Raw genomic sequence first — 13668 nt, 5'->3', positions numbered from 1 at the left:
TAAGGTATGAGCTATTCTAAACCAGAATTTAAAGAGAGGTATTCCAACTTTATAAATGGAAAATTTGTGCCACCAGTAGGTGGAGATTATTTTGAAAACACATCTCCAATAGATGGAACTCTAATTGCAAAATATCCAAGATCGCAAAAAGAAGATGTAGAAAATGCGGTTGAAGCAGCAAATGCAGCAAAAGAAGCTTGGGGAAATACATCTGCAACTGAGCGCGCAACACTTTTAAATAAAGTAGCCGATGTTATAGAAGCAAATTTAGAAGAGTTTGCCATTGTAGAAACGTGTGATAATGGAAAACCAATTCGAGAAACGCTGAATGCAGATATTCCTTTAGCTGTAGATCATTGGCGCTATTTCGCAGCATGTATTAGAGCAGAAGAAGGTAGTGCAACTGAGTTAGATCAAAATACCTTATCCATGAATATTAAGGAGCCATTGGGTGTTATTGGTCAGATTATTCCATGGAACTTTCCGTTATTAATGTTGTCTTGGAAATTACCTCCAGCATTAGCAACGGGTAACTGTGTAGTGCTAAAGCCAGCAGAACAAACTCCATCGTCTGCAACTTTATTAATGGAGAAAATTGCAGATATTTTTCCTCCAGGTGTATTAAATATTGTTCATGGTTTTGGACCAGAAGCAGGAAAACCTTTAGCGTCTAGTCCTAAAGTGGACAAAGTAGCCTTTACAGGTGAAACAACCACAGGACAGTTAATTATGCAATATGCATCTAAAAATCTAAATCCGGTAACTATGGAATTAGGAGGGAAGTCTCCAAACATATTCTTTAATAGTGTAATGGATGAAGACGATGCGTTTTTAGATAAAGCCATTGAAGGAGCTGTTTTATTTGCATTTAATAAAGGGGAAGTGTGTACATGTCCTTCAAGAATCTTAGTTCAAGAAGATATTTATGATGCGTTTATGAAGCGCGTTATAGCAAGAACAAATGCTATTGTTCAAGATAATCCTTATGATGTAAATACAATGCTTGGTGCACAGGCTTCTAACGATCAATATGAAAAAATTCAATCTTATTTTAAAATAGGAAAAGAAGAAGGGGCAAAAGTATTAACAGGTGGAGAAGCTAATAAGTTAGATGGCGATTTGGCAAATGGATTCTACATTAAGCCTACCATTTTAGAAGGGCATAATAAAATGAGAGTTTTTCAAGAAGAAATTTTTGGTCCAGTAGTTTGTGTCACTAAATTTAAAGATGAAGCCGAAGCACTAGAAATCGCTAATGATACTATGTATGGTCTTGGTGCTGGTGTTTGGACGAGAGATGCACATCAATTATATCAAATACCAAGAGCTATAAAAGCAGGTCGTGTTTGGGTAAATTGTTACCATGCCTATCCTGCACATGCGCCATTTGGAGGTTATAAAAAATCTGGATTCGGTAGAGAAAATCATTTAATGATGATGGGACATTATAGACAAACTAAAAACATGTTAATTTCGTACGATAAGAACAAATTGGGCTTCTTTTAGAAGTTATTAATAGCAAGTAAAAGGTTGGATTAGTAAGTTTAATTCAACCTTTTTTAATATAATTATAATATGAAGCGAGTAGAAATTACAGAAGAGGCAGCAAAAATTGTTAAGCAACTAAAATTGAAACATGGTGAATTAATTTTTCATCAAAGTGGAGGTTGTTGTGATGGTTCTGCACCTATGATTTTTGAAAAAGGAGATATGTATCTAGATGAAAGTGATATTCTTTTAGGAGAAGTAGAAGGTGTGAATTTTTATATGAATCAAGATCAGTTTGAATATTGGAAGCATACACACTTAACTGTTGATGTCACTAAAGGTCGAGGAGCTAGTTTTTCTTTAGAAATACCATTGGGATTACGTTTTTTAATTCATTCCAGATTACTAACTGCTGAAGAGGCTGCTTTTTTTAATACTTAACATTCTAAGTGTATAACTGCACTTTTTGTGTTTTAATAATATTATCTCAAAAAACCATTTAAATTATTGGTTTTTGGGCTTTTTTTATATTAATATCTTATTTTTTTAACATTTGGGTTGTAATATAATTGCTAAATTGATATATTTATGCTAAATTAATATATATGAAAATTGATTTGTGTCCAAATTGTGGTTCAGACCATTATATTAAAAGTGGAATCGTTAACGATAGACAACGTTATAAGTGCAAGAAATGCAATTATTTTTTTTCTGTAAATAAAATAGGTAAGCGGATTGATGATTATTATGTTAACAAATCACTTCAGTTGTATTTAGAGGGTTTAACCTATCGTGAGATTGAACGTATATTGGGAGTTTCACATGTTAGTATTATGAATTGGGTAAAGAAATACAATATAAAGCGACCATACAATGCTAATTATCATCCAACTTATAAAATTTTAAATGCTTTAGAGTTGGGTAATTATTTCAGTAATGCAGATAATATTAAGGGTGCTGGAGTTGTAGTTACAGAGTTGGGTGATAAGTTTATGCTTATAAAATGGGAACGTTTTAAAGATTAGTATATCTATTTAACGGAAAGATATATTAGGTTTCTCTTAACAGATTGTTTTTAAGAATTTAGTAGTGCACATAAAACCAATTTATAACTAACTAATCTTTTAAACAATGAGAAAACAAACCCTTTTATTGTTAGGACTTTTTCTAATGTCCTATCAATTTATGAAAGCTCAAGGCTCTCCTGACTACACAGGAGGACTTAAGTTTAAATTCAACGAAGATGGCTCTAAATATCTTCGACTTATTTCTTGGGCGCAAGTTCAAGCTAATTACAATACAGATGAAACCTTTGACGGAAACGGGAATGAAAACAGTAAGTTAAATTTTAATTTGCGTCGAGCTCGTGTATTAATGTTTGCACAAATCAATAAAGATTTTTTAATTCTTACACATTTTGGATTAAACAGTTTAACAAGTACTACATTGAGTCCCACAGGTAAAGGTGATGGTTCCCAACTCTTCTTTCATGATGTTTGGGCCCAATACAATTTAGGTGAAAATCATACAGTAGGAGGTGGTTTACATTATTTTAATGGAATATCTAGGTTAAACAATCAGAGTACTTTGAATATGATGACATTAGATAATCATCGTCAATCATGGGCTACTATTGGTCTATCAGACCAATTTGCTCGTCACTTAGGTGTTTTTGCGAAAGGTAAATTTGGTAAACTACAATATCGTGTAGCTATTAATGATGCCTCTGCATCTTCTTTAGATTCTCGAACTGCTGTCGCTGGAGAAAGTGCTGTTTATAACGGTAGATCTACGTTGGGTTCAAAGGATTCAGGTAAAGCTTTTGCAGGTTATTTCGATTATCACTTTTTTGACCAAGAGTCTAACTTTTTACCTTATAAAGTAGGAACATATTTAGGCGAAAAAAAAATATTTAATGTTGGAGCAGGTTTCTTTTTGCATCCAAAAGGATCAGTAATAGATACTGGTACTGCTTTATCACCAAATCTTGAAGGAGAAGATGTTTCCATATTTGCTGTAGATGCTTTTTATGATGCTCCAATTGGTGATGATGGAGTAGGAGGTGCAATTACTGCTTACGCAGTTTTTCAATCAAATGATTACGGAAAGAACTACTTGTTTAGCGCCTATGGAACTGGAAGCATGGTTTATGGGCATGTTGGTTATGTATTTGCTAGAGATAAATCTAAAACAAGGTACCAGCCTTATGCAAGTTATGGTACGCATAGTTATGATGCTGTAGACGACAATAGAAATACGTTAGGTATTGGTGTTAATGCTTATATGAGTGGACACAATTCAAAACTAACTTTAGAATATAACAATCAAAATTTTGGTGATGTAGATATTAATACTATTTCGCTTCAGGCTATGATTTATCTATAAAAACTAACAACTATGAGTGAAAAACAAAAAAACGCAACAGCGTACTGGAAAGAAAATATAAAGTATTTGGCAATACTCTTATTTGTGTGGTTTGCCGTCTCTTTTGGATGTGGCATATTATTTAGAGAAGAATTAAACGAATTTAGACTTGGTGGTTTTAAACTAGGATTCTGGTTTGCCCAACAAGGCTCAATATATGTATTCGTAATTCTCATTTTCGTTTACGTAAGATTAATGAACAAACTAGATAAAAAATACGGTTACGACGAGTAATCCTTAACTAAATAAAACAAAAAATTATGAGTGTACAATTTTGGACATGGTTATTAGTAGGGATTACATTTGCCCTATATTTTGGAATAGCAATTTGGGCGCGAGCAGGCTCAACAAAAGAATTTTATGTTGCTGGAGGAGGCGTTTCTCCTTTGGCAAATGGTATGGCAACTGCAGCGGATTGGATGAGTGCAGCTTCTTTTATTAGTATGGCAGGTATTATTTCCTTTTCAGGATATGATGGCTCTGTTTATCTCATGGGTTGGACAGGAGGATACGTGCTTCTGGCATTACTTTTAGCTCCTTATTTACGTAAGTTTGGTAAGTTTACAGTACCAGATTTTATTGGAGATAGATATTATTCTAACACAGCAAGAACAGTAGCAGTAATTTGCGCATTAATTGTTTCTTTTACTTACGTTGCTGGTCAAATGCGTGGTGTAGGAATTGTTTTTTCTCAGTTTTTACAAGTACCAATATATTGGGGAGTTATTATCGGAATGGCAGTAGTGTTAACTTTTGCTCTTTTAGGAGGAATGAAGGGAATTACATATACGCAAGTAGCGCAATATTGTGTTTTGATCTTTGCTTTTATGGTGCCAGCATTTTTCATTTCTATGCAAATGACAGGTAACATTATTCCGCAATTAGGCATGGGAGGCTCCGTTGAAGGTGGAGAATTTTTACTCGATAAATTAGATAAATTACATACTCAACTTGGTTTTCATGAATATACAAGTGGAACCAAATCCACATGGGATGTTTTTGCAATTACTTTAGCGTTAATGACAGGAACCGCTGGATTACCTCACGTAATTGTACGTTTCTTTACAGTGCCTAAAGTAAAAGATGCACGTAAATCTGCAGGATACGCCTTATTGTTAATTGCAATTTTATATACAACAGCACCTGCAATAGCTGTGTTCTCTAGAACAAATTTAATTGAAACAGTAAGTAATAAAGAATATTCTGAAATTCCAGTGTGGTTTAAAAATTGGGAAAATACAGGCTTAATTGCTTGGTCTGATAAAAACGGTGATGGTAAAATTCAATATGTTGCAGGTAGTGCTTTAGATGGTAAAAAACCAATTTATACTGAGGCTAGAGGTTTAAACGGAGAACGTATGGTTTCTAATGCGAGTGCAGCACAGAACGAATTATATGTTGATAGAGATATTATGGTTTTAGCCAATCCAGAAATTGCAAATCTTCCAAATTGGGTGATTGCTTTAGTAGCAGCAGGTGGTTTAGCAGCAGCTTTATCTACAGCGGCAGGATTGCTTTTAGTAATATCAACATCAGTATCTCATGATTTGGTTAAAAAACAATTAAAACCAAATATTTCAGATAAGGATGAATTAAAAGTGGCTAGAATTTCAATTTTTGTAGCAATTTTAATTGCTGGTTATTTTGGTATTAATCCACCAGGATTTGTCGCCGCAGTCGTCGCCTTGGCCTTCGGTCTCGCAGCCGCCTCGTTCTTTCCTGCTATTATTTTAGGAATTTTCGATAAAAGGATGAACAGTCAAGGTGCAATTTCAGGAATGGTAGTTGGTATTGTATTAATGCTATTCTATATGATGAAATTTAAGTTAGACATGTTTGGTGGAGGTACAAGTGAAGATTGGTGGTTTGAAACATCACCAGAAGGCTTTGGTACTATTGCAATGTGTGTGAATATTGTTATTTCCTTAGTTGTTTCAAGGATGACACCAGCTCCACCACAAGACGTTCAAGATATGGTAGAAAGTATAAGAATACCTTCTGGAGCAGGTGAAGCTTCTAATCATTAGATGGTTGTTTTTATTTAAATAATTCGAACATCTTTTAATTTTATTAGTAAGTAAATCAGCATTGCGAATTTGTAGTGCTGATTTCTTATATTAGTAGATATTTTGTTGCAGTCTCCTTAGCGGAAATAAAAAAAATCAAATGAAAAAACGTCATGAACAAAAATTAGTAGTGCTGTCTCTGTCTTTGTTTTTAATTTTTAACATACCATTCATTCTTATTTTTAATTTTGAAGGTGCCATTTTTGGTATTCCGACGTTATATTTTTCAATATTCTCTATTTGGCTTTTATCAATCATTATTTCATATATCGTATTAAAACGCCATTATGAATAATTACGCATTAATCTTTATAATAATTATCTACTTAGCAGTGTTATTTTACATTGCTTTTCTTGCTGAAAAAAAACGTCAGAGTAAATGGGTTAATAATCCTTATGTCTATACTTTGTCTCTGGCTGTGTACTGTTCGGCTTGGACGTATTATGGTAGTGTTGGTATTGCAGCAAATTCAGGAATCAATTTTTTGCCAATTTATCTTGGACCAGCAATTGCCGCGCCATTATGGATTGTTGTGCTTAGGAAAATCATCAGGATTTCTAAGCAGCATAAAATTTCAACAATTGCAGATTTTATATCTCTGCGATACGGTAACAATAGACTTCTTGGAGCTTTAGTGACTATTGTATGTCTTTTTGGTACACTTCCTTATATTTCATTACAGTTAAAAGCAGTTTCAGAAACTTTTGAAATAATGTCTGACGACACCAGTTATATTTCCACAACAGTTATTGACGATTCTACATTTTACGTCGCTTTGTTACTGGCTATTTTTGCGACTTTTTTTGGTACACAAAATTCGGATGCTTCAGAGAAGCATAAAGGTATTATTGCTTCTGTCGCCTTTGAGTCTGTTTTAAAATTGGTGTTTTTCCTTATTATAGGAGGCTATGTTACGTTTTATTTATTTGATGGTACTACAGATATTTATAGTAAAATATCTATAACAGAAAACTACAACGAACTTACAGCTCTTGGCGGATTAGAAAATGGGTTTAATTGGTTTTTTATGATAGGTTTATCATTTATGGCTATTTTTTTATTGCCGAGGCAATTTCAGGTTTCTGTTTTAGAAAATAATAGGGAAAAACATTTAAAAAAGGCAATTTGGCTTTTTCCTCTGTATCTGCTATTATTTAATGTATTTGTTATTTTTATTGCTTGGGCAGGTAAGCTCACTTTTGGCAGCACACAAAATGCAGAGTATTATACGCTACTTCTGCCATTAGAGAATGGAAATTCGTTTTTAGCAACGCTTGTTTTTTTGGGTGGGTTTTCAGCTGTTATTTCTATGGTAATTGTGTCTACCTTAGCTTTGTCTACTATGGTGAGTAATAACTTAATTATTCCTTATGGTTTTCTAGATAAATTTATTAAAAATCAACCAGAGCGAAATTCTAAATACATTAAGAATATTCGTCGTATTTCTATATTTACAATTATAATTACAGCCTATTTCTTTTATGTATCTTTTTCAAAAGAACTATCGCTATATTCAATTGGGTTGATTTCTTTTGTTATTATATCACAGTTAGGACCTTCGTTTTTTATAGGTTTGTATTGGAACCGTGGTTCATCTAAAGCTGCAATTATAGGAATTATAGTTGGTTTCCTTATAGCAGTTTATACTTTGATATTGCCCTTTACTTTGCAGGCTTTTACAGGTACTGATGATTTTACACAATACGGGCTTTTTGGAATTTCAGCACTAAAACCTTACGCTTTATTTGGTATCGATTTTTTAAGTCCTCCGTCGCATGCATTTTTCTGGAGTATGACTTTTAATGTGTTTAGTTATTTAACATTTTCTTTGACGTCTAAAGGGAATTATAGGGAGCGGAATTACGCGGAAATGTTTGTAGATAGTCGCAATTTTACCACACTACAAGATAGTGCTTTAGTCTGGAAGGGTGAAGCATACGTTACAGATATCAAAAATGTATTGGTTAGGTTTCTTGGTGAAAAACGAGCTACTCGTGCTTTAAACATATTTTTTACTAAATATAAATTACCACAAGACACGCAATTGGCAGATGCGCGATTAATTAATTTTTCAGAAAAATTATTAACTGGTACAATTGGTTCCGCTTCAGCAAAAATATTGATAGCAAGTGTGGTGAAAGAGGAGCAAATTAGTTTAGTTGAAGTATTGAAGATTTTAGAGGAGTCTAAAGAGAATATAGTAAGTAATAAGGTATTGTTAGAGAAGTCGAATGAGTTAACCCAATTGTCATCAAAACTTAAAGACGCAAACAATGAGTTAATTTCTAAGGACAAGCAAAAAGATGAATTTTTAGATACAGTAGCGCATGAGTTAAAAACACCAATAACAGGGATAAGAGCAGCAACAGAACTGTTAATGGATGAAGATGATGATATGCCTAAGGAAATAAAGTCTCAATTTTTGAAAAATATCCTTCAAGATTCAGAGCGATTAGGACGATTGATTCATAATATTTTAGATTTTGAAAAATTAGAAACTGGTCGTTTACATTTAGATTTTCAATATCAAGATATTCAAAAAACAATAACCAAAGCTATTAGTAGTATTTCGCAAATTGCAGCAAAAAAAGAGATTCAGATTGTAAATAAAAATGTTCATGCATTTAAAACTAATTATGATGAAGATCGCATCCTTCAAGTATTAACTAATTTATTGTCTAATGCAATAAAGTTTTGTCCAGCTAAAACAGGCAAAATAGAAATAGATTATAAATTAGGTAACGAGTTGGTTGAAATCTCTGTAGCCGATAATGGTAAAGGGATTCCGGAAGAGGATCATAATTTTATTTTTGATAAATTCTATCAGTCAAAGGACCAAAATACAAGAAAGCCTCAAGGTAGTGGTTTAGGCTTGGCAATAACCAAACAAATTGTAGAAAAGCATAATGGGAAAATTTGGGCAAAAAAAGGTTTAAAAAATGGAGCAATACTTGTTTTTACGATACCTTTTAAGTAAATTGTAGTCGTAAAGTATGAGGAAGAAAATTTTAATTGTTGACGATGAGCCAAATATTGTAATGTCGTTAGAATACACTTTCAAAAAACAAGATTTTGAAGTGTTTATTGCAAGAGATGGGAGTGAAGCTTTAGAGATATTAAAACATCATATTCCTAATGTAATTTTATTAGATGTGATGATGCCTAACGTAGATGGTTATCAAACATTAGAATATATAAAAGAAACAGACAGTTTAAAAGATACCAAAGTGGTTTTTTTAACTGCAAAAAATAAAGCTTCAGATATTGAAAAGGGTTTAAAACTTGGAGCAGATAAATATTTAACCAAACCTTTTTCAGTAAAAAAAATAGTTGCAGAAATACTGGAGCTATTAAAATAAGAGTCTTCTTTAAGTCTTTTATTAAATTGGTTTTGTGTGCAAACAAACTAAGTTTAATTAAAGTTTAAAGACATGAAATTACGCATCAATCCATTAGCGTCAGATATTATAATTAGTATCTATGTTGTATCTACGCTGTTCTTGAGGTTTAAGTATGAGAATATTACCAACGTAAGTCCTATGCTATCTATAGTTATGGGTATTTGTTTTGTGGTAATAATTTGGGTGCTTATTAAGCTCAATATACTTAACCCTAATTGGTTTGGCTTACTTAATTCTAATAAAAAGTAAGTTATGAAATATCAAAAATTTTATCAGAAAAGCATTCAATATCCAGAAGAATTTTGGGGAGATCAAACGCGTCAATTAGATTGGTTTAAAATTCCAAAAACAATTCTCTCTAAAGATAAATATGATTATAATCAATGGTTTGAAGATGGAGAACTCAACCTAAGTTATTTGTGTATTGATAAACATATTAAAGATGGTTTTGGTGAGCAAAATGCAATTATTTACGATTCTCCAGTAACCAATACAAAAGAGCATATTAACTTTAATCAATTGCATCATGAAGTATCAAAATTGGCTGGAGGATTACAAAGTTTAGGACTAAAAAAAGGTGACACTTGTATCATTTACATGCCAATGATTCCTCAAGCATTATATGCTATGTTGGCTTGTGCTAGAATAGGTGTTATACATTCGGTTGTATTTGGTGGTTTTGCTCCACATGAGTTGGCTATCCGTATTGATGACTGTAAGCCCAAAGCTATTATTACGGCATCTAATGGAGTTGAAATAGAACGTATTATTCCGTATAAGCCATTTGTAGATGAAGCCATTATTAAAGCGAAAAATAAACCTGAACACGTTATTGTTTTTGATAGAAAATTAGGTGTAGAAATTCCAACGAAAAACTACGATGTGGATTATGAAACTTTGGTAGAGAAATCACCGTCTATTGAAGCTTTATCAATAGCGTCAACTCATCCTTCTTATATTTTATACACATCTGGTACTACAGGAACACCGAAAGGAATAATTAGAGATACAGGTGGCTATGCAACAGCATTAAAATTCTCAATGAAATATATTTATGGTGTAGATGAAGGAGATGTATTTTGGGCTGCAAGTGATGTCGGTTGGGTTGTAGGACATAGTTATATTGCCTACGGTCCTTTATTAAATAGAAATACCACTATTCTTTTTGAAGGCAAGCCAATAAGAACACCAGATGCTTCTACTTTTTGGCGCGTAATAAGTGAGCACAATGTAAAAGTGATGTTTACGGCACCAACTGCAATTAGAGCCATTAAAAAAGAGGATCCTACGGGTCATATGCTTAAGCGTTTTGATTTATCTTGTTTAAAATATCAATTTTTAGCAGGTGAACGTTGTGATGTGGCAACATTGACGTGGACAGAAGAAAAACTAAATGTTCCGGTTATAGATCATTGGTGGCAAACGGAGAGTGGTTGGCCAATGTTAGCAAATATGGTTGGTGTTGGTTTACAAGAAGTGAGACCAGGCTCTGCAGGTTTTCCTGTTTGTGGTTATGATATACAAATTTTAAACGAAGAAGGTGAGGAAGTAGAGGCAGGTGTAGAAGGTTATGTTACAGTAAAGTTGCCGCTGCCACCAGGAACTTTAAGTAATCTTTGGGGTGATCCTGATCGCTTTGAATTTGGGTATTTAAATCGTTTTCCAGGTTACTATTTCTCAGGAGATGGAGGCTATAAAGATGAAGATGGTTATGTGTTTATAACAGGTCGTGTAGATGATATTATAAACGTAGCAGGTCATAGACTTTCAACTGCAGAAATGGAAGAGATTGTTGCTTCTCATAAAGCTGTTGCTGAATGCGCTGTCTTTGGTGTTCACTGTGAAATAAAAGGACAAAAGCCTTTAGGTTTAGTTGTTTTAAAGTCTGGAGAATCTTTGGATAATCAATTAATTCAAAAGGAAATTATTCAAGATGTCCGTAAAGAAATCGGTGCAGTTGCGTCATTTAGGGATGTGCTTGTTGTAGATAGATTACCAAAAACGCGAAGTGGAAAAATTCTTCGTAAATTACTTCGAAATATAGCAGACGAACAACAATATAATATTCCTTCAACTATTGACGATTTAAAAATAATAGACGAAATAAAATCAGTTTATCAAGCCAATTTTATTGGAATTCATAAATAAAACTAAGTATTAATTAGATTAACGACATGTTAATAGTTTAGCATGTTTAAAATAATAAACAAAACATTATGAGTAATTATCACATAAAACATTTAGAAGAATACTATCAAGTTTACCGTAAATCCGTCAGAAATCCAGAGAATTTTTGGGAAGAAATTGCTGAAGAGCATTTTATGTGGCGTAAAAAGTGGGATAATGTATTGAGTTGGGATTTTAAAAAGCCAGAAATAAAATGGTTTGAAGGAGCAAAACTCAATATTACTGAAAATTGTATAGATAGGCATTTATATACAAGAGGTGATAAAACGGCTATTATTTTTGAACCCAATAGTCCAGATGAGCAAGCGCAACACATAACCTATAGAGAATTACATGAACGTGTATGCAAATTTGCGAATGTTTTAAAAGATAAGGGTGTAAATAAAGGTGATCGCGTTTGTATTTATTTACCAATGATTCCTGAATTGGCAATATCTCTATTGGCTTGCGCAAGAATTGGAGCCATACATTCTGTTGTTTTTGCAGGCTTTTCATCTACAGCTTTAGCCACAAGAATTAACGATAGTGATTGTAAAATGGTAATTACCTCTGATGGTTCTTATCGTGGTGCAAAAACTATAGATTTAAAAGGTATTGTAGATGAAGCTTTAGAAGAGTGTGAAGGTGTAGAAAATGTATTAGTGGTTAACCGAATCGATTCTGAAATTAATATGAAACAAGGTCGTGATCACTGGTTACAACCTTTATTAGATGAGGCTTATCACGATTGTGAACCAGAAATTATGGATGCGGAAGATCCTTTATTTATATTATATACTTCGGGTTCTACAGGGAAACCAAAAGGTATGGTGCATACAACAGGTGGTTATATGGTGTATTCTGCTTATACGTTTAAAAATGTTTTTCAATATACAGAAAAAGATGTGTATTGGTGTACGGCAGATATAGGTTGGATTACAGGTCATAGTTATATCGTTTACGGCCCATTATGTAATGGAGCAACTACTGTTATGTTTGAAGGTGTACCAAGCTATCCAGATTTTGGACGTTTTTGGGAAATTGTAGAAAAACATAAAGTCAATCAATTCTATACTGCGCCAACTGCTATTAGAGCATTAGCAAAAGAAGGTGTAGAGCATTTAGAAAAGCACGATTTATCATCTTTAAAAGTATTAGGAACCGTTGGTGAGCCTATAAATGAAGAAGCTTGGCACTGGTACGATGATAACGTAGGTAAAAGAAAATCACCAATTGTAGATACGTGGTGGCAAACAGAGACAGGAGGCATTATGATAACTCCAATTGCATTTGCTACTCCAACTAAGCCAACGTATGCAACACTTCCTTTTATAGGAATTCAACCAGCTTTAATGGATGAGCATGGCGCAGAAATTAAAGGCAATCAAGTTGATGGTCGCTTGTGTATAAAGTTTCCTTGGCCAAGTATGGCAAGAACCATTTGGGGAAATCATCAACGTTATAAGGATACTTATTTTTCGGCTTACGACGATAAGTATTTTACAGGAGATGGAGCATTAAGAGATGAGGTTGGTTATTACAGAATTACAGGTAGAGTAGATGATGTTATAATAGTATCTGGTCATAATCTCGGTACAGCACCAATTGAGGATGCAATTAATGAGCATCCTGCAGTTTCTGAAAGTGCAATCGTTGGTTTCCCTCACGATGTTAAAGGAAATGCATTATATGGTTATGTAACTTTAAAAGAAACAGGTGAATATAGAAATCATGATAATTTACGTAAAGAAATTAATCAAATAATTACAGAGCAGATTGGGCCAATCGCTAAGCTAGATAAAATTCAGTTTACAGACGCTTTACCTAAAACACGAAGTGGTAAAATTATGCGTCGTATTCTTAGAAAAATCGCATGTAATGAAACGGATCAATTGGGAGATACAAGTACGTTGTTAAATCCTGAAGTGGTTCAAAGTATTATTGATAATGTGAAGTAAAATTCAGGTTTCACTATTATTAAATCACGAAGAAATTCAATAAATAGTCTTTTGTTCAGTTTTGTATGGGCTTATTTTAAGCATGTGCGTTATAAATTAAAGATTACTGTTTGCTTTTCTCTTCGTGATTTTTTATGCTAATTAGCAAGATTTATCTCAGGTCT

Annotated in this window: 11 protein-coding genes; all 11 read left to right on the top strand. The window is 33.3% G+C overall.

Features of this window, described 5'->3' with window-relative positions:
- Window positions 1-6: 6 nt before the first annotated feature.
- The 11 genes from ACJJVO_RS07255 (at window position 7) to acs (ending at window position 13504) form a co-directional block, all read left to right on the top strand.
- Window positions 7-1506 (top strand): aldehyde dehydrogenase family protein, encoded by a 1500-nt coding sequence (locus ACJJVO_RS07255; protein ID WP_405572260.1) that lies wholly within the window; start codon window positions 7-9, stop codon window positions 1504-1506.
- A 69-nt stretch (window positions 1507-1575) separates the two neighbouring features.
- A complete protein-coding gene (locus tag ACJJVO_RS07250) occupies window positions 1576-1929 on the top strand; it encodes a DUF779 domain-containing protein (RefSeq protein ID WP_405572258.1) in 354 nt (117 codons plus the stop codon).
- A gap of 164 nt (window positions 1930-2093) precedes the next feature.
- Window positions 2094-2513, top strand: a complete 420-nt coding sequence (locus tag ACJJVO_RS07245) for a terminase gpP N-terminus-related DNA-binding protein (RefSeq protein ID WP_405572255.1) — start codon at window positions 2094-2096, stop codon at window positions 2511-2513.
- 106 nt (window positions 2514-2619) lie between these two features.
- The gene (locus tag ACJJVO_RS07240; RefSeq protein ID WP_405572254.1) at window positions 2620-3873 is read left to right on the top strand and encodes a hypothetical protein; all 1254 of its coding nucleotides are present in this window, start codon (window positions 2620-2622) and stop codon (window positions 3871-3873) included.
- 12 nt (window positions 3874-3885) lie between these two features.
- Window positions 3886-4146, top strand: a complete 261-nt coding sequence (locus ACJJVO_RS07235) for a DUF4212 domain-containing protein (RefSeq protein ID WP_405572251.1) — start codon at window positions 3886-3888, stop codon at window positions 4144-4146.
- Between the two features lie 26 nt (window positions 4147-4172).
- The gene (locus ACJJVO_RS07230; protein ID WP_405572248.1) at window positions 4173-5939 is read left to right on the top strand and encodes a sodium:solute symporter family protein; all 1767 of its coding nucleotides are present in this window, start codon (window positions 4173-4175) and stop codon (window positions 5937-5939) included.
- Window positions 5940-6265: 326 nt separating this feature from the next.
- Window positions 6266-8956, top strand: coding sequence for a sodium:solute symporter family transporter (locus ACJJVO_RS07225; protein WP_405572246.1), 2691 nt, complete (start codon window positions 6266-6268; stop codon window positions 8954-8956).
- Between the two features lie 16 nt (window positions 8957-8972).
- Complete coding sequence (locus ACJJVO_RS07220) at window positions 8973-9338, top strand: response regulator transcription factor (protein WP_405572244.1); 366 nt, start codon at window positions 8973-8975, stop codon at window positions 9336-9338.
- A 72-nt stretch (window positions 9339-9410) separates the two neighbouring features.
- Window positions 9411-9629, top strand: coding sequence for a hypothetical protein (locus tag ACJJVO_RS07215; protein WP_405572242.1), 219 nt, complete (start codon window positions 9411-9413; stop codon window positions 9627-9629).
- Between the two features lie 3 nt (window positions 9630-9632).
- Window positions 9633-11528: an acetate--CoA ligase gene (locus tag ACJJVO_RS07210; protein WP_405572240.1), complete on the top strand. Its 1896-nt coding sequence runs from the start codon at window positions 9633-9635 to the stop codon at window positions 11526-11528.
- Window positions 11529-11596: 68 nt separating this feature from the next.
- Window positions 11597-13504 carry an acetate--CoA ligase gene (gene acs / locus ACJJVO_RS07205; protein WP_405572237.1) on the top strand — a complete coding sequence of 636 codons (1908 nt, stop codon included), beginning with the start codon at window positions 11597-11599 and terminating at the stop codon, window positions 13502-13504.
- The last annotated feature ends 164 nt before the right edge of the window (window positions 13505-13668 follow it).

The organism is Winogradskyella sp. Asnod2-B02-A (assembly GCF_045063645.1).
In the GTDB taxonomy this organism is placed as follows: Bacteria; Bacteroidota; Bacteroidia; order Flavobacteriales; family Flavobacteriaceae; genus Winogradskyella.
The sequence above is the reverse complement of the archived record's forward strand: the minus strand, read 5'-3'. Positions and strand labels throughout refer to the sequence as shown.

Coding starts and splice junctions, on each gene's coding strand:
- ACJJVO_RS07230 (WP_405572248.1), top strand. CDS start 4,173: ATGAGTGTACAATTTTGGACATGGTTATTAGTAGGGATTACATTTGCC.
- ACJJVO_RS07255 (WP_405572260.1), top strand. CDS start 7: ATGAGCTATTCTAAACCAGAATTTAAAGAGAGGTATTCCAACTTTATA.
- ACJJVO_RS07210 (WP_405572240.1), top strand. CDS start 9,633: ATGAAATATCAAAAATTTTATCAGAAAAGCATTCAATATCCAGAAGAA.
- ACJJVO_RS07235 (WP_405572251.1), top strand. CDS start 3,886: ATGAGTGAAAAACAAAAAAACGCAACAGCGTACTGGAAAGAAAATATA.
- acs (WP_405572237.1), top strand. CDS start 11,597: ATGAGTAATTATCACATAAAACATTTAGAAGAATACTATCAAGTTTAC.
- ACJJVO_RS07250 (WP_405572258.1), top strand. CDS start 1,576: ATGAAGCGAGTAGAAATTACAGAAGAGGCAGCAAAAATTGTTAAGCAA.
- ACJJVO_RS07245 (WP_405572255.1), top strand. CDS start 2,094: ATGAAAATTGATTTGTGTCCAAATTGTGGTTCAGACCATTATATTAAA.
- ACJJVO_RS07220 (WP_405572244.1), top strand. CDS start 8,973: ATGAGGAAGAAAATTTTAATTGTTGACGATGAGCCAAATATTGTAATG.
- ACJJVO_RS07225 (WP_405572246.1), top strand. CDS start 6,266: ATGAATAATTACGCATTAATCTTTATAATAATTATCTACTTAGCAGTG.
- ACJJVO_RS07215 (WP_405572242.1), top strand. CDS start 9,411: ATGAAATTACGCATCAATCCATTAGCGTCAGATATTATAATTAGTATC.
- ACJJVO_RS07240 (WP_405572254.1), top strand. CDS start 2,620: ATGAGAAAACAAACCCTTTTATTGTTAGGACTTTTTCTAATGTCCTAT.